The 23,640-nt window shown below is 29.0% G+C and carries 23 protein-coding genes; 19 read left to right on the top strand and 4 right to left on the bottom strand.

Annotated features, from left to right (window positions below):
- The 9 genes from purC to T369_RS0105560 all read left to right on the top strand — a co-directional run bounded on the left by purC (window position 1) and on the right by T369_RS0105560 (window position 11,074).
- Complete coding sequence (purC, locus tag T369_RS0105600) at window positions 1-708, top strand: phosphoribosylaminoimidazolesuccinocarboxamide synthase (protein WP_006364190.1); 708 nt, start codon at window positions 1-3, stop codon at window positions 706-708.
- Window positions 695-2,152 (top strand): amidophosphoribosyltransferase, encoded by a 1,458-nt coding sequence (purF, locus tag T369_RS0105595; RefSeq protein ID WP_031552807.1) that lies wholly within the window; start codon window positions 695-697, stop codon window positions 2,150-2,152. The genes purC and purF overlap by 14 nt, the downstream gene beginning before the upstream one ends.
- Entirely contained in the window at window positions 2,145-3,149 is a 1,005-nt protein-coding gene (purM, locus tag T369_RS0105590) for a phosphoribosylformylglycinamidine cyclo-ligase (RefSeq protein WP_031552804.1), read from the top strand. Before purF ends, purM begins: the two co-directional genes overlap by 8 nt.
- Window positions 3,146-3,712, top strand: a complete 567-nt coding sequence (gene purN, locus T369_RS0105585; protein ID WP_031552801.1) for a phosphoribosylglycinamide formyltransferase — start codon at window positions 3,146-3,148, stop codon at window positions 3,710-3,712. The genes purM and purN overlap by 4 nt, the downstream gene beginning before the upstream one ends.
- A complete protein-coding gene (gene purH, locus T369_RS0105580) occupies window positions 3,709-5,229 on the top strand; it encodes a bifunctional phosphoribosylaminoimidazolecarboxamide formyltransferase/IMP cyclohydrolase (protein ID WP_031552798.1) in 1,521 nt (506 codons plus the stop codon). The genes purN and purH overlap by 4 nt, the downstream gene beginning before the upstream one ends.
- A 1-nt stretch (window position 5,230) precedes the next feature.
- A complete protein-coding gene (gene purD, locus T369_RS0105575) occupies window positions 5,231-6,466 on the top strand; it encodes a phosphoribosylamine--glycine ligase (RefSeq protein WP_031552796.1) in 1,236 nt (411 codons plus the stop codon).
- A 60-nt stretch (window positions 6,467-6,526) separates the two neighbouring features.
- Window positions 6,527-7,831, top strand: coding sequence for an adenylosuccinate lyase (gene purB, locus T369_RS0105570; protein WP_031552794.1), 1,305 nt, complete (start codon window positions 6,527-6,529; stop codon window positions 7,829-7,831).
- Between the two features lie 44 nt (window positions 7,832-7,875).
- On the top strand, window positions 7,876-9,531 hold the full coding sequence (locus T369_RS0105565; RefSeq protein ID WP_031552792.1) for a formate--tetrahydrofolate ligase: 1,656 nt from the start codon (window positions 7,876-7,878) through the stop codon (window positions 9,529-9,531).
- Between the two features lie 256 nt (window positions 9,532-9,787).
- The gene (locus T369_RS0105560; RefSeq protein ID WP_006364182.1) at window positions 9,788-11,074 is read left to right on the top strand and encodes an adenylosuccinate synthase; all 1,287 of its coding nucleotides are present in this window, start codon (window positions 9,788-9,790) and stop codon (window positions 11,072-11,074) included.
- Window positions 11,075-11,128: 54 nt separating this feature from the next.
- On the opposite strand, the gene T369_RS0105555 is transcribed toward T369_RS0105560, so the two are convergent.
- A complete protein-coding gene (locus T369_RS0105555; RefSeq protein WP_031552789.1) occupies window positions 11,129-11,587 on the bottom strand; it encodes a nucleoside 2-deoxyribosyltransferase in 459 nt (152 codons plus the stop codon).
- A gap of 168 nt (window positions 11,588-11,755) precedes the next feature.
- Here T369_RS0105555 and T369_RS0105550 point away from each other — a divergent pair, with 168 nt between their 5' ends.
- The 8 genes from T369_RS0105550 (at window position 11,756) to codY (ending at window position 20,471) form a co-directional block, all read left to right on the top strand.
- A complete protein-coding gene (locus tag T369_RS0105550) occupies window positions 11,756-13,864 on the top strand; it encodes a DNA topoisomerase III (RefSeq protein ID WP_031552787.1) in 2,109 nt (702 codons plus the stop codon).
- Between the two features lie 131 nt (window positions 13,865-13,995).
- Window positions 13,996-14,670 carry a (d)CMP kinase gene (cmk, locus tag T369_RS0105545; protein WP_031552783.1) on the top strand — a complete coding sequence of 225 codons (675 nt, stop codon included), beginning with the start codon at window positions 13,996-13,998 and terminating at the stop codon, window positions 14,668-14,670.
- A gap of 19 nt (window positions 14,671-14,689) precedes the next feature.
- Window positions 14,690-15,277, top strand: a complete 588-nt coding sequence (locus tag T369_RS0105540; protein WP_031552780.1) for a lysophospholipid acyltransferase family protein — start codon at window positions 14,690-14,692, stop codon at window positions 15,275-15,277.
- A gap of 1 nt (window position 15,278) precedes the next feature.
- Entirely contained in the window at window positions 15,279-15,701 is a 423-nt protein-coding gene (locus T369_RS0105535; protein ID WP_006364176.1) for an acyl-CoA thioesterase family protein, read from the top strand.
- Between the two features lie 202 nt (window positions 15,702-15,903).
- Complete coding sequence (locus T369_RS0105530) at window positions 15,904-17,055, top strand: cysteine desulfurase family protein (protein ID WP_031552776.1); 1,152 nt, start codon at window positions 15,904-15,906, stop codon at window positions 17,053-17,055.
- Window positions 17,045-18,286: a tRNA uracil 4-sulfurtransferase ThiI gene (gene thiI / locus T369_RS0105525; RefSeq protein WP_031552772.1), complete on the top strand. Its 1,242-nt coding sequence runs from the start codon at window positions 17,045-17,047 to the stop codon at window positions 18,284-18,286. Before T369_RS0105530 ends, thiI begins: the two co-directional genes overlap by 11 nt.
- A gap of 17 nt (window positions 18,287-18,303) precedes the next feature.
- On the top strand, window positions 18,304-19,608 hold the full coding sequence (gene trmFO, locus T369_RS0105520; protein WP_031552769.1) for an FADH(2)-oxidizing methylenetetrahydrofolate--tRNA-(uracil(54)-C(5))-methyltransferase TrmFO: 1,305 nt from the start codon (window positions 18,304-18,306) through the stop codon (window positions 19,606-19,608).
- 80 nt (window positions 19,609-19,688) lie between these two features.
- Window positions 19,689-20,471, top strand: a complete 783-nt coding sequence (gene codY / locus T369_RS0105515; RefSeq protein WP_031552766.1) for a GTP-sensing pleiotropic transcriptional regulator CodY — start codon at window positions 19,689-19,691, stop codon at window positions 20,469-20,471.
- 82 nt (window positions 20,472-20,553) lie between these two features.
- On the opposite strand, the gene T369_RS0105510 is transcribed toward codY, so the two are convergent.
- The 3 genes from T369_RS0105510 to T369_RS0105500 all read right to left on the bottom strand — a co-directional run bounded on the left by T369_RS0105510 (window position 20,554) and on the right by T369_RS0105500 (window position 21,697).
- Window positions 20,554-20,937, bottom strand: coding sequence for a thioesterase family protein (locus T369_RS0105510; RefSeq protein ID WP_031552763.1), 384 nt, complete (start codon window positions 20,935-20,937; stop codon window positions 20,554-20,556).
- Between the two features lie 11 nt (window positions 20,938-20,948).
- On the bottom strand, window positions 20,949-21,422 hold the full coding sequence (locus T369_RS0105505) for an NUDIX hydrolase (protein WP_031552760.1): 474 nt from the start codon (window positions 21,420-21,422) through the stop codon (window positions 20,949-20,951).
- Window positions 21,423-21,499: 77 nt separating this feature from the next.
- On the bottom strand, window positions 21,500-21,697 hold the full coding sequence (locus T369_RS0105500) for a DUF2929 family protein (protein ID WP_031552758.1): 198 nt from the start codon (window positions 21,695-21,697) through the stop codon (window positions 21,500-21,502).
- A gap of 217 nt (window positions 21,698-21,914) precedes the next feature.
- Here T369_RS0105500 and T369_RS0105495 point away from each other — a divergent pair, with 217 nt between their 5' ends.
- Together T369_RS0105495 and T369_RS0105490 are read left to right on the top strand one after the other, a co-directional pair.
- Window positions 21,915-22,799 carry an NUDIX hydrolase gene (locus tag T369_RS0105495; RefSeq protein WP_031552754.1) on the top strand — a complete coding sequence of 295 codons (885 nt, stop codon included), beginning with the start codon at window positions 21,915-21,917 and terminating at the stop codon, window positions 22,797-22,799.
- Window positions 22,800-22,828: 29 nt separating this feature from the next.
- Window positions 22,829-23,530 carry a YoaK family protein gene (locus T369_RS0105490; RefSeq protein ID WP_031552751.1) on the top strand — a complete coding sequence of 234 codons (702 nt, stop codon included), beginning with the start codon at window positions 22,829-22,831 and terminating at the stop codon, window positions 23,528-23,530.
- Window positions 23,531-23,640: the final 110 nt, after the last annotated feature.

The raw sequence follows: 23,640 nt of genomic DNA, 5'->3' as shown, positions 1-23,640 counted from the left end.
ATGAAATTATTATATGAAGGAAAAGCAAAACAATTATTTGAATGTGAAAATAATGATGAAATTTATGTGCATTATAAGAATAGTGCTACAGCATTTAATGGAGTTAAGAAAGAAGAATTCGAAGGCAAAGGTGTGTTTAATAATACTATAACTTCACTTATCTTTGAATATCTTGAAAAATCAGGAGTTGAAACTCACTTCATAAAAAAAGTTAATGAAACTGATCAAATTTGTAAACATGTCACTATAATTCCATTAGAAGTTATTGTTAGAAATATTGTAGCTGGTTCAATGGCAAAAAAATATGGACTTGAAGAAGGTAAAAAACTTAAAAAACCAGTATTTGAGTTAAGTTATAAAAATGACGAACTAAATGATCCTTTAATAAATGATGATCATGCAGTTGCACTAGAAATAGTTACAGAAGATGAACTTGCTAATATTAAAGAACAAGCATTAAAAATTAATTCACTTTTACAAAAATTATATTTAGAAGCCAATCTAGTTTTAGTTGATTTTAAAATAGAATTTGGAAAAGATAAAAATGGTAAAATTATTTTAGCTGATGAAATTTCTCCAGATACTTGTCGTTTATGGGATAAAGACACAAACGAAAAACTGGATAAAGATAGATTCAGAAGAGACTTAGGTTCTGTGATGGAAGCTTATGAAGAAGTTTTAAGGAGATTAGAAGATGCGAGGGCTTAATGAAGAATGTGGCGTGTTTGGAATATGGGGACATCCAGAAGCAAGTAATGTTACTTATTTTGGATTACATAGTTTACAACATCGTGGACAAGAAGGAGCAGGAATAGTTGCAACAGATAGAGAAATTTTGCATGGACATAGAGACTTAGGTTTAGTATCTGAAGTTTTTAAAAATAAAGAAAAACTAGAAAGATTAACTGGGCCGAGTGCAATTGGGCATGTAAGATATGCAACATCTGGAAGTAACAATATTCAAAATATACAACCATTTCTATTTCATTTTTACAATATGAGCATTGGACTTTGTCATAATGGGAATTTAATTAATGCTAAAACATTAAGAAGAGAGTTAGAAAAAGATGGAGCAATATTCCATTCATCTTCTGATACTGAGGTATTAATTCATCTAATTCGCAGAAGTTCAAAAGAGACTCTTAAAGAACAAATTAAAGAAAGTTTAAACCAAATTAAAGGTGGTTTTACATTTCTTATCCTTACAAAAGATGGATTATATGGTGCAGTAGATCCCAATAGTCTAAGACCATTAGCTATTGGAAAAATGAAAAATGGAGCTTATGTTGCGGCTAGTGAAACATGCGCTATTGATGTTGTAGGTGCAGAATTTGTTTGCAATGTTGGGGCCGGTGAATTAGTTATTATTGATGATAATGGAATTAGACTAGAGAAGTATACTGATGATACCTCAGTAGCGATTGCAGCAATGGAATATGTATATTTTGCAAGACCTGACTCAGATATTGCAGGAGTGAATGTGCACACTGCAAGAAAAAATACAGGTAGACGTCTTGCAAAAGAACAACCAACCCCAGATGCAGACATGGTTATAGGTGTTCCAAACTCTTCGTTATCTGCTGCTAGTGGATACGCTGAAGCAAGTGGATTACCTTATGAAATGGGACTTATTAAGAATCAGTATGTTGCTAGAACATTTATTCAACCTACTCAAGAATTAAGAGAACAAGGTGTTAGAATGAAGTTATCAGCTGTTAAAAGTGTGGTACGAGGAAAAAGTATTGTGCTTGTTGATGACTCTATTGTAAGAGGAACTACAAGTAAACGTATAGTTCAATTATTAAAAGAAGCAGGGGCAAGAGAAGTCCATGTAAGAATTGCGGCACCACCGTTAATTTTCCCAAGTTTCTATGGAATTGACATTTCAACAACAGAGGAATTAATTTCAGCAAATAAAACACAAGACGAAATATGTGAAATTATTGGGGCTGATTCTTTAGGTTTTCTAAGTGAAGATGGATTAATAGAATCTATAGGTTTAAATTATGAAGGACCTTATACTGGTCTATGTATGGATTGCTTTAATGGGCATTACGTTGCTGGATTATACGATTATGAAGAATCATATATAAATTCGATGACTGATTTACAAAAAAACTTTTTGAAGGAAAGGGGAACAAATAATGAGTAAGAAATATGAAGAGAGTGGTGTTAGTTTAGAAGCTGGTTATAAATCAGTAGAACTAATTAAAAAACATGTTGCAAGAACTAAAAATCTTGGTATGCTTTCAGCAATAGGAGGTTTTGGTGGTGCTTTTGATTTAAGTGCATATAATTTTAAAAATCCAGTACTAGTAAGTGGCACTGATGGTGTTGGAACAAAGCTTAAGTTAGCATTTGAACTTGATATTCATAATACTATTGGTATAGATGTTGTTGCAATGTGTGCTAATGATATACTTGCACAGGGTGCTCAACCATTGTTTTTCCTTGATTATTTAGCTGTTGGTAAGAACTATCCAGAGCAAGTAGAATCTATTGTAGAAGGTGTAGCAGAAGGTTGTGTTCAAGCAGGTTGTGCAATTGTAGGTGGAGAAACAGCTGAAATGTCAGGTTTCTACGAAGATGGGGAATATGATATAGCTGGATTTTGTGTAGGTGCTGCTGAGAAAGAAGATCTATTATCTCCGGAAAATACTAAAGCAGGACAAGTTGTAATCGGATTACCTTCAAGCGGTGTTCATTCAAATGGATTTTCACTTGTTAGAAAAATTTTAAGAGATAACAATATAAGTTTAAACGAGAAATTTGAAGACTCAACTATCGGAGAAACTCTTTTAACTCCTACAAAAATATACGTTAAAGAAGTCCTAAAAGTACTTAAAGAAGTTAAAGTTGCTGGTATTGCTCATATCACAGGGGGAGGATTCCATGAAAACTTACCTAGATGTTTAGCAAAAGGTTTAGGTATGAAAATTAATAAAAATTCTTATAAAGTTCCTGAAATATTTAGATATCTTCAAGAAAAAGGTGGAATCGACGAAGAAGAAATGTATAATATCTTTAATATGGGTGTAGGAATGGCATTAGTGGTCAATAAAGAAGATGCAGATAAAGCATTATCATTACTAGAAAATGGTTTTGTTTTAGGTGAAGTTGTTAATGAAAGTGGAATAGAAATAATATGAAGAAAAAAGTAGCTATATTTGCATCAGGAACTGGAAGTAATTTTGAAAAAATTGCTGATGACTCAAGACTAAAAGAAATAATGGATATAGAGTTACTTGTTTGTGACAGACCAGGAGCAGCAGTTATTAAAAAAGCTGAAGATCGTGGTATTAAAACTTTTGTATTTGCAGCTCGTGATTACAATTCTAAAGAAGATTATGAAAAAGCCATAATAGAACAAGTAAAAGATTTAGATTATATCTTTTTAGCTGGTTATATGAGAATAATATCTCCATATTTTTTACAAAATTTTAAAAAAACAATTCTTAACCTTCACCCTTCATTATTACCAAAATATAAAGGAAAAGATGCAATTGCTCAAGCATATAATGCGGGCGATAAGGAAATTGGAATAAGTATACATTATGTGAATGAAGAATTAGATGGTGGAGAAGTTATAGAACAAACATCTCTAACAGTTAAAGAAAATGAAACATTAGAATCAGTAACAAATAGAATTCATGGTTTAGAACATGAATTATATCCAAAAGTAATTTTAGAACTAATTAAGGAGGCACTATGACGAAAAGAGCATTAATAAGTGTAAGTGATAAATCAAATATTGTAGAATTTGCTAAGGGATTAGAGAAATTCGGTTTTGAAATAATAAGTACGGGAGGTACATATACACATTTAAAAAATAATGGTGTAAATTGTATAAGTATTGAAGATGTTACTAGCTTTCCTGAAATTTTGGAAGGAAGAGTTAAAACACTTCATCCTAAAATACATGGTGGATTATTATCAAAACGTGGTAATGAATTACATAATAAACATGTAAAAGAAAATGATATTGAATATATAGATTTAGTATGTGTTAACCTTTATCCTTTTGAAGAAACTGTAAAAAAAGAAGGAGTTTCAGAAGAAGAAATTATTGAAAATATAGATATCGGTGGACCTAGTATGTTACGTAGTGCCGCTAAAAACTTTAATGATGTAACTGTTGTAACTGATATAAATGATTATGATTTAATTTTAGAAGAATTAAAAAATGGTGGAATTACATTATCTACTCGTAGATCATTAGCAATTAAAGTATTTAATACGACAGCAAGTTATGATGCAGCAATAGCAAACTATTTCAATATAGTAGATAACTTAGTTCCTGAAAAACTAACATTATCGTATAAACTTGAAGAAACATTACGTTATGGTGAAAATCCTCATCAAAAAGCATATCACTACACTCAAGATAACAATGAAAGTTATGCACTTCAAAATGCTGTTCAATTACATGGGAAAGCAATGTCATACAATAATATCCAAGATGCATCTGCTGCTCTTGATATTCTTTCAGAATTTGATGAAACTGCTTGTGTAGCTGTAAAACATATGAATCCATGTGGTGTAGCAATAGGTGAAACTGTTTTTGAAGCATATTCACGTGCATATGAAGCAGATCCTGTTTCAATCTTTGGAGGAATTGTAGCTGTTAATGGAAGAGTAGATAAACAAACTGCTGAAAAAATGTATAGTATATTCTTAGAAATAATTTTAGCGGATGACTATGATGAAGAAGCTTTAGAAATTCTAACTAAAAAGAAAAATCTACGTATATATAAATTAGGTACTAAAAATGATAATCATGAAAAACAAATTAAGAGTGTCCGCGGTGGTATATTAGTCCAAGATTTTAATAATAAATTAGCGGATGAATTTGAAAATGTTACAGAGAAAAAAATTACACCTGAACAAAAAAGAGATTTAGAATTTGGATTAAAAGTAGTAAAACATGTTAAATCAAATGCAATAGTTGTAGTTAAAGATGGTCAAACATTGGGAATTGGTGCTGGTCAAATGAATCGTGTTGGCTCATGTAAAATCGCTCTCGAACAAGCTGGCAAAAAAGCTGAAGGTGCAGTTCTCGCTTCAGATGCATTCTTCCCAATGAGAGATAGTGCTGATTTTGCAGCAGATTATAACATTGCAGCAATCGTACAACCTGGAGGCTCAATAAGAGACCAAGAGAGTATTGATGCATGTAATGAGAAAGGTGTGGCGATGGTATTTAGTAAAATTCGTCACTTTAAACACTAATATGGCTAAGGTATTAGTAGTAGGTGCTGGTGGAAGAGAGCACGCTATCGCCTATAAATTTAATCAAGAAGGTCATGAGATCTATATGGTTGGAGTAAATCCAGCTGTTAGCAAATTTGGAACATGTTTAACTATCTCTGAACAAGAAATACCAGACTTTTGTCTAAATAATAACATTGACTTAGTATTCGTTGGACCAGAGGTACCATTAGTAAATGGATTGGTAGACGTATTACAGGAAAAAGGTATTAGAGCATTTGGTCCAAGCAAAAAAGCCGCTCAATTAGAAGGTAGTAAAGTATTTTCTAAGATGATGATGAAAAAATATAATATCCCTACCGCAAAATATGAAAGTTTTAGTGATTATGATAAAGCCAGTGAGTATTTATCTAATCAAAAAGCTCCTATTGTTTTAAAAGCAGATGGTTTGGCTGCTGGGAAAGGTGTTATAATTGCAGAAACACTTGAAGATGCACAGTTTGAGCTAAAAGAGATGATGTGTAACGCAAAATTTAGTAAAGCTGGAGCGAGTGTGGTAATTGAAGAATTCCTACAAGGTGAAGAATTCTCATTAATGTGCTTTGTATCAGATAAAAAAGTTTATCCAATGGAAATAGCTCAAGACCATAAACGTGCTTTTGACAATGATGAAGGTTTAAATACTGGAGGTATGGGAGCGTATTGTCCGTTAAGAAAAATTACAAAAGATGATATAGAAGAAGGTGTACAGAAAGTTGTGCAACCAATGGTTGATGCAATGAGTAATGAAGGAATGCCATTCTATGGTATTTTATATGCCGGATTAATGAAGTGTAGTGATGGAGTTAAAACTATCGAATTTAACGTTCGTTTTGGTGATCCAGAATGTGAAGTATTATTGTTAAAACTAGAAAGTAGTTTATATGAAATTGCAAATAATATTATCGATGGGAAGGATATAGTTCTTAAGTGGAATAGTGATGCTTTTATTGGTGTAGTATTAGCAGCAAAAGGTTATCCAGAAAAAAGTGAAAAAGGGGCAATAATTAAAGGTTTAGAAAATGTAAATACGCCAATTTTTCATATGGGAACTAAAGAACAAAATGGTAATATTACTATAAATGGAGGCCGTGTTTTAATTGTCTGTGCTAATGGTAAAGACTTGCAAGAAGCACGCGAAAAAGTATATAATGAAATAGGGAAAATCGAATGTGATGATTTATTTTTCCGAACAGATATTGGTCATTTATCCTTATAGAATGAATAGTCTTAATATAGGATAATGATTGGTAAATTATAAAATCTAGGAGACATTTTAATGATAGAAAGATATAGTAGAGAACCTATGAGAAGTATTTTCAGTGATGAAAATCGATTTAAGGCTTATTTAGAAGTAGAACTTTATGCAACTGAAGCATGGAGTACATTAGGTGTTGTACCAAAAGAAGATGTAGAGAAACTATTTGCTAATGCAAAATTTGATCTACCAGGTATTCTAGAATTAGAGAAAGAAACAAAGCATGATATAGTTGCCTTTACAAGAAATGTTTCTAGTTATTTAGGTGATGAGAAAAAATGGGTTCATTATGGATTAACATCTACAGATGTTGTCGATACAGCATATGGTTATTTATATAAACAAGCAAATGATATTATTTTAGCTGACTTACTTAAATTTCAAGAAGTGCTAAAAGAGAAAGCATTAGAATATAAATTTACTCCATGTATCGGAAGAACTCATGGTGTTCACGCAGATATTAGTAGTTTTGGTCTTAAATTTGCGCTTTACTATGATGAATTTAATCGTCACATTAAACGATTTAAAGAAGTTAGAAAAATTATAGAAGTTGGAAAAATTTCTGGAGCGGTTGGAACTTTTTCGAATACTCCACCGGAAGTTCAAGACTATGTTTGTGAAAAATTAGGTATTGAATCAAGTAATATTTCTACTCAAACACTACAAAGAGATAGACACGCTGATTACTATTCAACTTTAGCATTAATAGCTAGTTCTATAGAAAAAATTGGTGTAGAAATTAGACATCTTCAACGTACTGAGGTTAGAGAAGCTGAGGAATTCTTCTCAAAAAATCAAAAAGGATCAAGTGCTATGCCGCACAAACGTAATCCAATCTCAAGTGAAAATATGGCAGGTTGCGCTAGAATTATGCGTGGTTATATGCTGGCTGCATATGAAAATATTCCATTGTGGCATGAAAGAGATATTTCTCACTCTAGTGCTGAACGTATACTAAGTAGTGATGCAACAACATTATTAGATTATATGCTAAATCGATTCACAAATGTTGTTAAAAACTTAACAGTATTTACAGATAATATGATAAAAAACATTTATGCAACAAATGGAGTTATCTTTGCTCAAAGAACAATGAGTAATTTAATTGAAAAATATGATTTCTCAAGAGAAGAAGCATATGACTTAGTTCAGCCATTAGCAATGAAATCGTGGTTTGAAGGTATACCATTTAGAGAATTGTTAGAAGCAAATGAAACAATAAAAGAAGTCGTTTCTAAAGAAGTTTTAGATAGTTGCTTTGATTTAAATGTTCATCTAGTTAATATAGATAAAATATATAAACGTATTCCAGGTTTAGAAAACTAATAATTAAAATAATAATATAATCCCCCAAAAAGTGAGGTAAAGAAATGAAATCAGACTTTCAAATTTCAAATGAATGTGAAAAAAAACATATAGCGGATGTTGCTGCAAAATTAGGAATAAATAGTGAAGACCTAATTTTATATGGTAATCACAAAGCTAAAATACAAACTAAAAATATTAAGAAAGATATTAGAGAAGATGCAAACTTAGTATTAGTTACATCAATTAACCCAACTTCTAGTGGTGAAGGGAAATCTACTGTTACAATCGGATTATCTGATGCTCTAAATAGAATTGGTAAAAAATCATGTGTTGCTCTTCGTGAACCTTCTTTAGGACCTGTGTTAGGAAGAAAAGGAGGAGCTGCTGGTGGTGGTTATGCGCAAGTGGTGCCAATGGAAGATATTAACTTACATTTTACTGGCGATATGCATGCAATCACAACTGCTCATAATGCGATTGCAGTACTAGTAAATAACCATGTATTTCAAGGTAATGAATTAGAAATAGATAAAATTGTCTTTAATCGTGTAATGGATATGAATGCACGTGATTTAAGACATATCAAAGTTAATGCAGGTACTGATTTAGAAAGAAATGATGGTTTTGATATTACTGTAGCAAGTGAAATAATGGCTATACTTTGTTTATCAGAAAGTCTTGGTGATTTAAAAGAAAAGCTGAGAAATATACTTGTTGCTTATAACAAAAATGGAGAACCTGTTTACTTAAAAGATTTAAAAATTGAAGGAGTTATTACATCATTATTAAAAGATGCAATTAAACCAAATATTGTACAAACATTAGAGAATAATCCAGCAATAATTCATGGTGGACCTTTTGCTAATATTGCACATGGTTGTAATTCAATTTTAGCTACAAAAACAGCATTAAAATATGCGGATTATGTAATTACTGAAGCTGGATTTGGTGCAGATTTAGGAGCAGAAAAATTCTTAAACATTAAATGTAGAAAGTCAGGACTTAGACCTAAGGCTGCAGTAGTTGTAGCAACAGTTAAAGCACTTAAATTACATGGGGATATTGAAGAAAAAGATCTTAAGGAAGAAAATCTTGAGGCTTTAGCAAAGGGTGTAGAAAACCTAGAAAAACACATTGAAAACCTTAGAAAATTCAATTTACCAATTGTGGTTGCTTTAAATGTATTTGTTACAGATACTGAAAAAGAACTAGCTTTCTTAGAAAATTGGGCTAATGAACAAGGTGTTGAGTTTTCTAGAACTGAAGTTTGGGAAAAAGGTGGCCAAGGTGGAATTGACTTAGCTGAAAAAGTCGTTAAGTCAGTTGAAGGTAATAATAAAGAATTACAACTTCTATATAAAGACGAAGAATCAATAATTGAAAAAATTGAAACTGTTTGTCGTGAAATTTATGGTGCAGATGGAGTTAATTTTACAGATGAAGTAAAAGAAGAGATTGAAAGAATAGAATCTCTAGGTTTCAAAAATTTACCAGTTTGTATGGCTAAAACTCCTGTTTCGCTTACTGATAATGCTAAAATTAAAGGAAGACCAACAGGATTTAAGATTACAATTAATGATGTCAAATTAAGAAGTGGTGCAGGATTTGTTGTAGCTTATGCAAATAAAGTGTTAACTATGCCAGGACTACCTAAAGTACCAAGTGCTTTAAATATTGATATTGATGAAGAAACAGAAACTATCTTAGGTATATTCTAAAAGTAAAAAGAAGTTAGAAAAACTCTAACTTCTTTTTTTTATTCAACAAATAATCAATAATAAAATTCTTATTATTTAGAATATTTTTAATTTAATTAATAAAGGTATTAATAAAGTAAACTAAGGTGCTTTGCATATTTAATAGTTTGTATATAACACTAATTTTTGAATAATTTATAAAAAAGCGTTCGCAATTAGTTAGATTTATGGTATAATAGTTATTGGATAAAATAATTGCTTTCAGGAGGCGTAATTAATGTCAATAATCGTAGTAGTAGGTTCACAATGGGGAGATGAAGGGAAAGGTAAAATTACTGATTTTCTAGCAGAACGTGCTGATGTAATCGCTCGTTATCAAGGTGGTAATAATGCAGGTCACACAATTAAATTTGATGGAAAAACATATAAACTTCAACTAATTCCTTCTGGTATTTTTAATGATCAAAAACTATCTGTAATCGGAAATGGGTTAGTAGTTGATCCTAAATGGATTTGTGGAGAAATTGATAGACTAAAAGAAAGTGGAGTAACTTGTAATGGGTTACGTATATCTAATAGAGCTCATGTAGTACTTCCATACCACCTTAAATTAGATGAGGTTGAAGAAGCTCGTCGTGGTGAAAATAAAATAGGTACTACAAAAAAAGGTATTGGTCCATGTTATGTAGATAAATACAAACGTTGTGGTATTCGTATAGCTGATTTATTAGATGAAGAATTATTTAAAAAGAAATTAGAACTTAATTTAGTAGAAAAAAATGAAGTATTTGAAAAAATCTATGGTGTTGATGGATTTACTGTTGAAGAAATTTTTAATGAATATTTTGAATATGGTAAAAAATTAGCTCAATATGTTACTGATACATCTAAAGTTTTAGAAGATGCACAAAAAGAAAATAAAAATATTTTATTTGAAGGTGCTCAAGGTGTAATGTTAGACATTGATCATGGGACATATCCTTATGTAACATCATCTAATCCAAGTGCAGGAGGAGTAACAATAGGTAATGGTTTTGTTCCAACTAAAGGACTTAAAGTTTTAGGTATTTCTAAAGCTTATACATCACGTGTAGGTGACGGTCCATTCCCAACTGAGTTATTTGATGAGGTAGGAGATACTATTCGTGAGGTAGGAAATGAATACGGTACTGTAACAAAACGTCCACGCCGTATTGGGTGGTTTGACACTGTTGTAATGCGTCACTCTGCGCGTGTATCAGGATTAACTAATTTATCAGTAAACTGTTTAGATGTACTTACAGGACTTAAAGAAATCAAGATTTGTACATCTTATGATTACAAAGGTGAAATCTTGACTGAATATCCAGCAAATGAAAATATTATTAAAGATTGTAAACCAATATATGAAACATTACCAGGATTTGAAGAAGATATAACTGGAGTAACTTCATTAGAAGAACTACCTGAAAACGCAAGAAAATACTTAGAAAAAATCGAAGAATTAGTAGGAGTTAAAATTTCTGTATTCTCAACTGGACCTGATAGAACACAAACACACCTACTTGAAGATTTATGGAAATAACCAATAAGAAAAGTAAATGAGATATGAATTAATCATATCTCATTTCTTTATTATCTATATCTTTTTACTTAAACAAAATAGACTTTCTAATTCATCTAAAGCTTCTTCAAAACTATAAACTAATTTACCATGCTTTAGTATACCGCCAAGTACGTAGTGATTCATAGCGTAACTAGGAATTTCATATTTGTTTGCAGATTTTAATCTTATATCAGAATTTATTGCAATAATTTTTTTATTTAATGCAATAGCTATTCCTAATTCAACCATAACACCACTATCTTCATTGGTAACATCAGCTAAGAAAATATCACAGTTCTCTACAGCGTTTGTATCACCATTAAAAATATCTTGTGGAGTAGGTAAAGTTTGTTTATCTTCGTTAAAAGGTTGTTCTATTGGATTAAATATAGACAATTTTTCTCCAAATCTTTCATTTAATAATTTTCCTTCTTTTAATCTTTGAGCAATTTCTGCCTCATTAAATAATGCACCAGCTAGGTATAGTTTCATTAGAATATTCCTCCTTGTTTGTTATAAAAATTATAATATTTTAAAAAGAAATTTACAAATAAATAATATAATAGATGATAGTGATTATACACAGCTACTAGTTATTTTATTGATTTTCTATTATAATATACCTAAGTATATAAAATAATAAAATAGTGAGGAAATAAAATGAAAAGTGTGGTTCTATGTGAAAAACCATCAGTTGCTCGTGATATAGCGAGAAATTTGGGTGCAAAACAGAATAAGAATGGATGCCTTGAAGGTGATAAATATGTAGTAACATGGGCTTTAGGACATTTAGTTACATTACAAACTCCAGATAAATATAAAGAGTTTAACAATGTTGGGTTAGAAAAATTACCTATGATACCAAAGTATATGAAAACAGAAGTCATTAAAAAAACATATAAACAGTATAAAATTGTTGAAAATGCATTGAATAGAAAAGATGTAAATGAGATAATTATTGCTACTGATGCTGGTAGAGAAGGTGAGCTTGTTGCTAGATATATTTTAGAAAAAGCTAGGTGTCAAAAGAAAGTTAAACGTCTTTGGATTTCATCTGTTACAGATAAAGCAATAAAAGATGGTTTTAATAATTTAAAAAATGGAAATGATTATTTAGGTTTATATCATTCAGGAGTTGCTAGAGCAAATGCAGATTGGTTAGTAGGAATTAATGCTTCTAGAGCTCTAACATTAAAATACAATGCTTCATTAAATTGTGGTCGTGTCCAAACTCCTACGTTACAAATGGTTTTGGAACGAGAAGAGAAGATAAAAAAATTTAAACCACGTGATTACTTTAATTTTGAAGCCCAAGTAGAAGATATCAAATTTAGCTGTAATAATAGTGAGTATAGTATAGAAAAAGCTGAAAAATTTATTAAAGAAAATCAGGATAAAATAATTAAGTTAAGTGATATCATTACAAAGACTAAATCTTCTGCTCCTAAACCTTTATTTAATCTTACTGATATTCAACAATTATCGAGTGTGTTATTTGGACTTTCTCCAAAGCAAACTTTGAATATTGTGCAAAGTTTATATGAAAAGCATAAAGTACTAACATATCCTAGAACTGATAGTAGATATTTAACTTCAGATATGAAAAATACAATATCTGAAAGAGTTGCAGCTATTGGTGGAGATTATAAAGATATAACTGCTAAGTTATTAAAAGAAAAAGAATTTAATACTAAAAGAATAATAAATAATTCTAAGGTTAGCGATCACCATGCTATTATACCTACTGAACAAAGGCCTAACTATATAGCTTTATCGGATTTAGAATTAAAAATATATAATTTAGTATCAAAAAGATTTTTAGAAAATCTTCTTCCGGAATATAGATATATTGAGACAACATATTTATTTAAATTAGAAAATAAAGAATTTATCGCAAAAGGGATTAAGGTTTTGGAAGAGGGATATAAAGTATTAAGTAAAGAAGATATTAATAATAAAAATGTTTCTTTAGATAAAAATGAATACAGAATAAACTCACTTATCTACAATAAAAAACAAACCACACCTCCTAGTTACTATACCGAAGGAAGCTTAATATATGCGATGGAAAATCCATTTGAATTTGTTGAAGATGAAAAAGAAAGAAAAATATTAAAAGAAACAAATGGTATCGGTACAGTAGCTACAAGAGCAGATATACTAGAGAAATTGTTTAGTAATGATTATCTAATTTTAGATAATGGTAAGATTAAAACTACTAATAAGGCTAAACAGTTATTAAATTTAGTTCCTAAAAATTTGAAAAGCCCATCATTAACAGCAGTTTGGGAAAAACAGTTAGATAGTATAGCAAAGAATAAACTTTCAAAAGATAAATTTTTAAATGATATTAAAAAATATACATATGAGTGTATCAATGAAATAAAAAATAGTGAAGATAAATTTAAACATGATAATATAAGTGGTAAAAAATGTGAAGAATGCAATAGTTTTATGCTTGAAGTAGATAAGAAGGGAACAAAATTATTAAAATGTTCAAATCCAAAATGTAGAAACAAAGAAGTATTAAGTAGATTAACTAATTTAAGATGTGAAAACTGTCATAAAAAAATGACATTATTCGGTAGTGGAGAAAATGCTACATATAGATGTCAATGTGGTAACTCAATCAAACAAAAAGAATTAGATAAAAAAATAAAAAATAACAAAAAAGACAAAGCTAGTAGAGTTGATATGAAAAAATATATGAAACAAGAAAAATTAGAAAATAATGCACTAGCTAAATTAGCAGGATTAAAGCTAAAATAACGATTTTGTTACTTACCTCAAAAATATAATCGTAATTTGATTAAATATAAAATATTTTGTTATTAAAACTAGTGTTTAAGGCTAGTTTGTGCTATAATTGATAATGAAAAAATTTGTCTGAGAGGTAAATTATGAAATATATATCAGTAGCAGTTGATGGCCCTGCTGGTTCAGGAAAAAGCACGATAACAAAAATGGTTGCGGAAAAACTAGGATATAACTACGTTGATACTGGTGCTATGTACAGAGCAATAACTTTTAATTTTTTAAATAATGATTTAAAAGAGTTAAATGAAGAAAAAATAATAAAGTTTTTATCTACCCTTAAATTTGATGTTAAGTTTATTGATAAAAAGCAATATGTGTTTATAAATGGAGAAGATGTTAGCGAAAAAATAAGAACTGCAGAGGTTTCAAAATTCACATCTTTGTTTGCAAAATCTCCAGCAGTAAGAGAGTTTCTAATAGATACACAAAGAAATTTAGCAAAGAGTAATAACATAATAATGGATGGTCGAGATATTGCATCTGTTGTCTTACCAAATGCTGATGTGAAAATATTTTTAACTGCTTCAGTAGAAGAAAGAGCTCGTAGAAGAGTTTTGGATTTTGAACGACAAGGGCTAACCGATCTTAATTATGAAAAAGTTAAAGAGGAAATAAAAGCACGAGACTATCAAGATGAGAATCGTGATATTGCACCCTTAATTAAAGTAGATTCTGCAATTTTAATTGATACTACAGATTTAACGATTGATCAAGTTGTAGAAAAAATGATTGAATTGATTAAATTTAAAGAAAATTAATAATAAATAGGAGAAAGACATGTATAATTTTGTAAAAGGTTCGTTAAAATTATTTTATAGATTATTTTATAAAGTTACGATAGTTAATGGGGAAAAAATAGAAAATGCTAAAGGTGTTGTTATTTCCGGGAATCATCTTAGTAATCATGATCCATTGTTGTTCCCAGCATTTTTCAACAAAGAAATACGTTTTATAGCTAAAGAAGAGTTATTTAAAATATTTTTTATAAAACAAACTTTAAAAGCTACAGGTGCTATACCAATTAAAAGAGGTACATTTGACAGAACGGCTATTAATCAAAGTATTAAATTATTAAAAGAGGGAGAGGTTGTAGGAATTTTCCCAGAAGGCACACGATCACACTCTAAAGATTTAGATTTAGGTGAATCGCATAATGGAGCTTCATTTATAGCTTCTAGGGCTAGAACAAAGATAATTCCATTTGCAATAATCCCTAATAAAAACTTTAGATTATTTTCTAGAATCAAATTAGTAGTCGGTGATGAAATAGATGCGTATGCTTTGAAAGAAGAAGGGAAAAGCCATGATGAAATTACTGAAATATTGATGCAACGCATTTCTGATTTGATAGAAAAGGAGAAATAATATGTACGAAAAAACTATAAAGTTTAAATTAGAAAAAAAATTTTTTAATAGTGCTGGTTATTTAGATAATAAATACATATATGATTGGCTTAATTTAGCTAAAAAATATTATCTAAATGGTTTAGGAATCGATATTGATTCATTAATTGATTATGACTTATACTATGCTGATATTGATGTTAAATATTCAATTAAAAGTAATATTCGTTTCGAAAACACTGATATTTTCATCAAAACATGGATTGAGAAACACAATGGTATAAAAACCATATTTTCTTATGAATTTTATGTTGATGGGGTAATAGTAATATTAGCTTCTACATCACATAATATTTTAGGAACTGATAGTGATCGTGCCATAAGAGTAGATAGATATTTACCAAAATGGGATCAAATTTTAAAAGATGTTGTAAACAACAACTAGTTAAACTAAAAATGATACGACCTTTAAAAGTTATAATTCAAACTTGACTTTTTAATGGTCGTTATTTTTATGAATTTATTAAATTATGAATATTTGTTTATGATTGGTTTTTATTGATTAAACCTAATATTTGTTATATACTTTTATAGTAATTTGTAAAAAATAAATTTTAATTTAAATAAAATTGGGGAAGGTGTCGAAAATGATATATTTAGATAATTGTGCGACAACAAAACCTTATAAAGAAGTATTGGAAACTTTTGTTGAAGTCAATGATAATTATTATGGGAATCCAGCTAGTATTAATAAATTTGGAAAGACAACTAATAAATTATTAGATGCTGCACGTAAACAAGTAGCAGACATACTAAAAGTAGAAAAAGAAACAATATATTTTACTTCATGTGCAACAGAAAGTAATAATATAGCTATTATAGGTTCACTGGAGCATAAAAAAGACTTTGGTAATAGAATAATAGTTTCAAAAATAGAACATCCTTCTGTTTTGGAGACATATAGAGAACTAGAAAGAAGAGGATTTATTTTAGATTATCTTAATGTAGATAGTAATGGTTTAATAGATTTAAATCATCTAAAATCACTCATTACGAAAGAAACAATTTTACTTAGTGTAATGCACGTAAATAATGTTTATGGAGGAGTTCAACCGATTAAAGAAATAGTTGAACTTTTAAAAGAGTATCCAAAAGTTCATTTTCATGTTGATGGTGTTCAAGGTGTTTTAAAAAAAGAAATTAACTTATCCGATATTGATAGCTATTCTATTTCTGCTCATAAATTTCATGGTATAAAAGGCGTAGGAGTTCTTTATCTTAAATCAAGAAGAACAGTTCATAATATTACATTTGGAGGAGGTCAAGAAAATGGTCTTCGTAGTGGAACAGTTAATGTAGCAGGAGCAGTAAGTTTAGCAAAAGCACTTAGATTGTCATATGAAATAACACCAGATGTTTTAAAGAAACATAGGGAATTCAAAAAATTAATAATTGATGAACTTCACAGTATAAACCACGTTGTTATTAATTCTCCATTAGATGATAATTACGTAGATTCAATAATAAATATTAGTCTACCTAAGATAAAAGGAGAAGCTATTATAAATTCTCTTAATGAACGTGGAATAATGGTTTCAACAACAAGTGCTTGCTCATCAAAAACATTTCATCTGAATGAAGCTTTATATGCTAGAGGATTATCAAAAGAAAATATAGAAGGAAGTATTCGAGTTAGTTTTTCTTATAAAACTAAACTAGAGGAAATAAAGACATTTGTTGAAGTGTTTAAAGAAGAATACAATAAAAAATTTAGAGAGGTAATAGAAAGTGGAATATAGTCATATTATAATTAGATACGGTGAACTAACACTAAAATCTGGTAATAGAAATGAATTTTTAAAAAAACTTACAAAAAATATACGTTATAATCTTAAAGGATTAGAAGGCTTTCATATTCAAACTAAACGTGACAGAATGTATATACATTTAGATAGTAACAAAGATGTAGAACAAATAATGTCTAAATTAAAAAAGGTTCCTGGAATACATAATTTTTCACCTGTTTTACGTGCTAAATTAGATGTAGAGGATGCCAAAAAAGTAATTGATAATTTATTACAAACTAAATTAGATAAGGAATATACATTTAAAATACAGACAAAAAGACCAAATAAAAACTTCGAATTTCATACCAACGAGTTAAATAATATTTTTGGTAGCCATGTCCTTATTAATTATAAGAACTTAAAAGTTAATGTAAAACAACCAGACTTCATTATAAATGTTGAAGTAAGAAGTGAAGGAATCTTTATTTTCACAGATTTTATTAAAGGTGTTGGTGGTTTCCCTGTTAATACATCATCAAAAGCCTTGTTATTACTATCTGGTGGAATAGATTCGCCAGTTGCTGCTCATACTTTACAAGTAAAAGGTGTTGAAGTAGAAATGATTCATTTCCAATCTCCTCCTTTTACATCACAAGAAGCACTTCAAAAAATATTTGATTTAACAATTAAACTTAGTGAAGTTGTTGGTAAAATTAAACTTCATGTTGTTAATTTTACAAAATTACAAACTGAAATTGTAAAAAGAATACCATCAAATTATACTATGACATCTACTAGAAGATTTATGCTGCGTATAGCTGAAGAAGTAGCAAATAAAGAAGGTTGTTTAGCTATTGCAACTGGAGAATCATTAGGCCAAGTTGCCAGTCAAACTTTAGAATCAATGAATTGTATAAATGAGGTAACTAATCTACCTGTTTTGAGACCTTTATTAACTATGGATAAAGTAGATATAATAAAAATAGCTCAAGATATTGATACATTAGAAATCTCGAATTTACCGTTTGAAGATTGCTGTACAATATTTACTCCTAAAGCTCCAAAAACTCGACCAAGATTAGAAAAAATAAAACAGTATGAAGCACGAGATGATTATTCAGAGTTAATTGAAGAAACATTATCATCAGTTAAAACATATTTATTTGATAGAAATGGACAAGTAATAACTAAAGACATAAGTGAACAAAAAGTAGTTAAAGAAGATTTTTCAGATTTATTATAAAGAAAGAGAGAGATTTAATGGAAAAAAAAGTAATAGTAATAGGGGCTGGGCTAGCAGGAAGTGAAGCTGCTTGGCAATTAGCTAAAAGAGGAGTTAATGTTGATTTATATGAAATGCGACCAAAAAAAATGACTCCAGCTCATAAGACACAAAATTTTGCGGAATTAGTATGCTCAAATTCATTACGTGCTAATAATATTACAAATGCAGTTGGCCTTTTAAAAGAGGAAATGAGAAGATTAGATTCTTTAATTATAAGATGTGCAGATGCCACACAAGTACCTGCTGGTGGAGCATTAGCAGTTGATAGAGATAAGTTTTCTGAGATGATTACAGAAACTATAAAAAATCATCCAAATATTAATGTAATAGAGGAAGAATTAACACAGATTCCAAAAGGTGATATTCCAGTTGTAGTTGCAACTGGTCCCTTAACTTCTGATGCATTGAGTCAAGATATAAGAACTTATACTAAACAAGAAGGGCTATACTTCTATGATGCGGCTGCACCTATTATAGAAAAAGATTCAATTGATATGAATAAAGTTTACTTAAAATCAAGATACGATAAAGGAGAAGCCGCGTATTTAAATTGTCCTATGACAAAGGATGAATTTTTTAATTTTTATAATGCATTAATTACTGCAGAGGCAGCTCCATTAAAAGAGTTTGAAAAAGAGATTTACTTTGAAGGGTGTATGCCATTTGAAGAGATGGCTAAACGAGGAGAAAAAACTTTATTATTCGGTCCTATGAAACCTGTTGGGTTAGAAGATCCAAAAACAGATAAACGCCCTTATGCAGTAGTGCAACTTAGACAGGATAATAGTGAAGGTACTCTATATAATATCGTAGGATTCCAAACACACTTAAAATGGGGAGAGCAAAAACGTATTATTAATATGATACCAGGATTAGAAAATGCGAACATTGTAAGATATGGTGTTATGCATAGAAATACATATTTAAATTCACCACAATTATTAGAAAAAACATATAAATTAAAAGAAGAAAAAAATATTTATTTTGCAGGTCAAATGACTGGAGTAGAGGGATATGTAGAAAGTGCTGCTTCAGGTATCGTAGCTGCATTAAATGCATTATACAATCAAGAAGATAAACAAATAATTTTTCCTACGGAAACTATGATAGGAGCAATGGCAAATTACATAGTTGATAATACTAGTAAGAATTTTCAACCAATGAACGCAAACTTCGGTATAATTAAGCCATTACCTGAACGTATTAAAGATAAAAAAGAAAAGTATGAAAGATACGCTAATAGATCATTAGAAATTTTAGAAAATTTCAAAATTGATTAAAAAATTTTATAAAAAAGTCTTACAATTTTCTGAAAAAAGTGTTATAATGATTCAGGAAGTATTTTTGTAAGGAGAAAAAAATGGCAAGTTTATTACAAAAAACAAGAAAAATTAGTACAATATTACAAGAAGGAAGACATGAAAATGTAGACTTCGAGTCAATGGCCATGAGACTTAGTCCAATATTAGATTCTGTTGTTTATATCCTAGATACAGAAGGAAATATACTTGGATATGATTCAATAATTGATTATTCGAATGAGCGTATGGAAAAAATTATACGTGATAGAAAAGTACCAAAAGCTTATTTAGATGCTACATTAAAAGTATATGCTACAAAAGTAAATATTCCATTTCAAAATCCCCTTTCGATTTTTCCAGAAGAAGAAGAAGAACGTTTTGAAGGAAATACATATACTGTAGTTTTACCGATAAGAGGTGGTGGAGAACGTTTAGGAACTCTTGTTATCGGTAGAATGGAAAGTGATTTTAATGAAGATGATTTAGTATTAGCTGAATACGCATCAACAGTTGTTGGTATAGAAATAATGCATGAGAAACAAGACAAAGAGAAAAATATTGCTCGTGATAAAGACATGGTGAATATGGCTATAAACTCACTTTCATATTCTGAAAAAGAAGCTATTGAACATATTTTTAGAGAATTAGATGGTACTGAAGGATTACTTATAGCAAGTAAAATAGCTGATAGAGTAGGTATTACTCGCTCTGTTATAGTTAACGCACTTAGAAAACTTGAGAGTGCTGGTATTATAGAATCTAAATCTTTAGGTATGAAAGGAACTTATATAAAAGTTCTAAAAGAATATTTCTTAGAATTAATTTTTTCAAATGAATTTTAATTGTAACTTGTACAAAATTAAATAGTATTTAATAAATACAACAAAAAAGCTACAGAGTGTAAATCCTGTAGCTTTTTTGGTTTTAACTATTTAGTTTTTCTAAAAATTTCGTATTATTTATAATAACACGAGTATGTTCTGCATTACCAATTTTTTTATCTTTTTCATATGCTTCTATTGAGAACTTAATAATTTTTTCTTTTATTACTTCAGTAATTTTTCCTCTAACAGTAATAGAATTTCCTATAAGAGTAGGAGCAATATGAGCAATATTTATATTACTTCCAACACTTCCCATTTCTTCAGGTAAAAATTCATTTAAATAGTTTTTTGCAGCATTTTCCATAAATGCAACTAAACTAGGTGTTGAAAGTACGGCTAAATCACCACTTCCCATATTTTTAGCACTATTCTCATTTTTAACAATATAACTTTCTTCAAAAACTTTATCTAATTGAATATTCATTCTTATCTCCTTTATTCATAAAAAGTAACGGTATAATCGATAAATTTATTATTTTTATAATTAAATTTTGCTGAAAAAAAGGGTTTATTTTTTACAAGCCAATCAAGAAAAATATAATCTCCTTCCCAGGTTTTTATATTTTGTATTTCTGTTTTTTTCACCCAGACTAATTCTCCCTCATTACAGTCTTCAAACATACTTCCAGTATACTCTGTAGCAGTAAAAACATACGTATACCAATCTTTTTCTCCATCAAAAGAAGGAAAAGTAATAATACCTCTTAACTTTGGAGATATTATATCTAAATTTGTTTCTTCTTTTACTTCTCTGATTATGCAATCTTCAGGGCTTTCTCCAGGTTCGAATTTACCTCCAACACTTATAGTTAATCCTTCATGTATATCATTTTCTTTCTTATTACGTTTTAACATAAGAAAGCTATCACCTTTATCAATATAACACATTGTAGCTAACATTATATCCATTATTTAACACTCCTATATAAAAAAGTAGGTAATAGTGTAAATAACTACAATACCTACTTTCTATAAACTATTTATTATTAATTTTCACTGCGCTTTTTGTCAAATCCAATTGCTTCTAATATAGCAACAAAAGCTGTAAATATTATAGAAAGAATACAACAGTCACGAACCATATTTTCTCCTGATAGTCCATTACTTCCTAATATTGATGAAATAATAAATATTGCAATAAATGAGAAGATAAATGCCCAAAATAAAGAAATAATATATTTCATGATAACCCCTCCTTTATGATAACTTACAACTTTAATTATACAACTAATAAGAAATTCTTACAAGAAGTTTATTATATTTTTTATATACAAATTATTGTAAAGGGAATATGTATAGATATATCCTTTAAAATTATATGTAATTTATAAGAATGTAGTAGAAAAAATTTCTTTATATGTGATATAATTAAATGATAATATTGGAGGTGCAATTATATTTATGTATCAAAAATTATTAATTGATTCTGCATTAGAATACAGAGTTACAGAAGACATAAAAAATATCTTTTTAAATAATGGAATTAACTTTGAATTTTGTGAAAACAATACAGGTATAGAGCAAAATACTTTATATTTAACTGCTGATAAAAATAACTTAAGTGAAAATCTTGTTAATGTATTTTTATTACAAACGGATTATGATTTTCTTGATGTAAAAGATGCTATATTTATAAAAAGAATAGAAGACGTAGTAAAAGTTTATGAAGATAATGTTTGGAAAAACTGGGCACAAGAATTACAGTTTTTAGCTCAATGCTCTTTGGCTTATAGTAAAGATAAATTTGATAGAGAAAGATCTAAAAGAATAAGAGAGATTTCATGTGAGATGCTGGCTTATAAGTACAATATTTCTCCTGAAAAAGTCGAAATTAATTTCGCTGGTGAAATAGGATACCAAACACCAAAAGTTGAAAATAGAGGTGCTATAATAAAAGATAATAAGATATTATTAGTTAAGGAAAAAATTGACGGGAAATGGGCATTACCTGGTGGTTATCAAGATGTTAACCGTAGTGTTAGGGAAAATATAATTAAAGAAGCTAGTGAAGAAGCTGGGGCGATTGTAAATCCAAATAAGATAATAGCTGTCTTCGATTATAATAGACACCATAATGTTAATTTCCCTTATGGTATGGTGAAAATATTTGTATTATGTGAGTACATTGATCATTATTTCAAAGATAATACTGAAACATTAGATGCAAAATTTTTCTCATTAGATAACCTTCCTGAATTATCATCTAATAGAACTACAATTGATCAAATTAAAATGTGTTTTGATTGTTATAACAATATAGAAGATTGGGAAACAATTTTTGATTAGGAAAGATTGGAGGATAAATATTTTTTATTATGAAATTTAAAGAGACTTTAATTAACAAAAACTTACCTGTTCATGAACAATTGGCTTTTTGTCTATTGTTGACTGTAATAGGAGGATTTTTTGATTCATATACTTATGTGAATTGTGGTGGAATTTTTGCGAATGCGCAAACTGGAAACTTAATATTTGTGGGAGTAGATATAATTGAAGGGAAATTATCTGATGTTATACATTATTTAGTTCCAATCATTTCTTTTGTTTTAGGAGTATTGGTAAGTAAAATTATAGAAAATAAATATAAACAACTATCAATATTTAAACATATATATATGTTATTAGTTACTCAATCACTGGCTTTATTATTTATTTTTCTTAAACACTCTATATTTGGTATTGATATACGTCCAATTGTAATATCATTTATTTGTGCTATTCAATATGACGGATTCAGGAAAGTAAACAACTTAGTATTTGCAAGTGTTTTTTGTACTGGTAACTTACGATCTATGACGGAACATCTATATAAATATATGTTTTTAAAGAAAAAAGAAAGTAAGGATCCTCTTTTTATTTATCTAATAGTTATATTAGTATTTTTATTTGGAGTAATTTTAGGTGCAGCATCATCTAAGTATTACTCTCATAAAGCTATTTTAGTTCCTATATTTATAATAATAATTAATTTATTCTTTGTGAGAGGCATTAAAAATAAGTTCGGTAGAAAAAAATAATATTATAATACTTTAAAAATATCGTGATTAAGAAATAATTTATTTCTAAAGCTTATTTTTAAAGTATTTTTATTTTGAAAATATAATTAAATTAATGAGTATAAATCATT

The sequence above is a fragment of the Gemella sanguinis ATCC 700632 genome, assembly GCF_000701685.1.
Taxonomy (GTDB): domain Bacteria; phylum Bacillota; class Bacilli; order Staphylococcales; family Gemellaceae; genus Gemella; species Gemella sanguinis.
The sequence above is the reverse complement of the archived record's forward strand: the minus strand, read 5'-3'. Positions and strand labels throughout refer to the sequence as shown.

Excerpts from the sequence above, each read along its gene's own strand:
- purC (WP_006364190.1), top strand. The coding sequence starts at position 1 with ATGAAATTATTATATGAAGGAAAAGCAAAACAATTATTTGAATGTGAA.
- purF (WP_031552807.1), top strand. The coding sequence starts at position 695 with ATGCGAGGGCTTAATGAAGAATGTGGCGTGTTTGGAATATGGGGACAT.
- purM (WP_031552804.1), top strand. The coding sequence starts at position 2,145 with ATGAGTAAGAAATATGAAGAGAGTGGTGTTAGTTTAGAAGCTGGTTAT.
- purN (WP_031552801.1), top strand. The coding sequence starts at position 3,146 with ATGAAGAAAAAAGTAGCTATATTTGCATCAGGAACTGGAAGTAATTTT.
- purH (WP_031552798.1), top strand. The coding sequence starts at position 3,709 with ATGACGAAAAGAGCATTAATAAGTGTAAGTGATAAATCAAATATTGTA.
- purD (WP_031552796.1), top strand. The coding sequence starts at position 5,231 with ATGGCTAAGGTATTAGTAGTAGGTGCTGGTGGAAGAGAGCACGCTATC.
- purB (WP_031552794.1), top strand. The coding sequence starts at position 6,527 with ATGATAGAAAGATATAGTAGAGAACCTATGAGAAGTATTTTCAGTGAT.
- T369_RS0105565 (WP_031552792.1), top strand. The coding sequence starts at position 7,876 with ATGAAATCAGACTTTCAAATTTCAAATGAATGTGAAAAAAAACATATA.
- T369_RS0105560 (WP_006364182.1), top strand. The coding sequence starts at position 9,788 with ATGTCAATAATCGTAGTAGTAGGTTCACAATGGGGAGATGAAGGGAAA.
- T369_RS0105555 (WP_031552789.1), bottom strand. The coding sequence starts at position 11,587 with ATGAAACTATACCTAGCTGGTGCATTATTTAATGAGGCAGAAATTGCT.
- T369_RS0105550 (WP_031552787.1), top strand. The coding sequence starts at position 11,756 with ATGAAAAGTGTGGTTCTATGTGAAAAACCATCAGTTGCTCGTGATATA.
- cmk (WP_031552783.1), top strand. The coding sequence starts at position 13,996 with ATGAAATATATATCAGTAGCAGTTGATGGCCCTGCTGGTTCAGGAAAA.
- T369_RS0105540 (WP_031552780.1), top strand. The coding sequence starts at position 14,690 with ATGTATAATTTTGTAAAAGGTTCGTTAAAATTATTTTATAGATTATTT.
- T369_RS0105535 (WP_006364176.1), top strand. The coding sequence starts at position 15,279 with ATGTACGAAAAAACTATAAAGTTTAAATTAGAAAAAAAATTTTTTAAT.
- T369_RS0105530 (WP_031552776.1), top strand. The coding sequence starts at position 15,904 with ATGATATATTTAGATAATTGTGCGACAACAAAACCTTATAAAGAAGTA.
- trmFO (WP_031552769.1), top strand. The coding sequence starts at position 18,304 with ATGGAAAAAAAAGTAATAGTAATAGGGGCTGGGCTAGCAGGAAGTGAA.
- codY (WP_031552766.1), top strand. The coding sequence starts at position 19,689 with ATGGCAAGTTTATTACAAAAAACAAGAAAAATTAGTACAATATTACAA.
- T369_RS0105510 (WP_031552763.1), bottom strand. The coding sequence starts at position 20,937 with ATGAATATTCAATTAGATAAAGTTTTTGAAGAAAGTTATATTGTTAAA.
- T369_RS0105505 (WP_031552760.1), bottom strand. The coding sequence starts at position 21,422 with ATGGATATAATGTTAGCTACAATGTGTTATATTGATAAAGGTGATAGC.
- T369_RS0105500 (WP_031552758.1), bottom strand. The coding sequence starts at position 21,697 with ATGAAATATATTATTTCTTTATTTTGGGCATTTATCTTCTCATTTATT.
- T369_RS0105495 (WP_031552754.1), top strand. The coding sequence starts at position 21,915 with ATGTATCAAAAATTATTAATTGATTCTGCATTAGAATACAGAGTTACA.
- T369_RS0105490 (WP_031552751.1), top strand. The coding sequence starts at position 22,829 with ATGAAATTTAAAGAGACTTTAATTAACAAAAACTTACCTGTTCATGAA.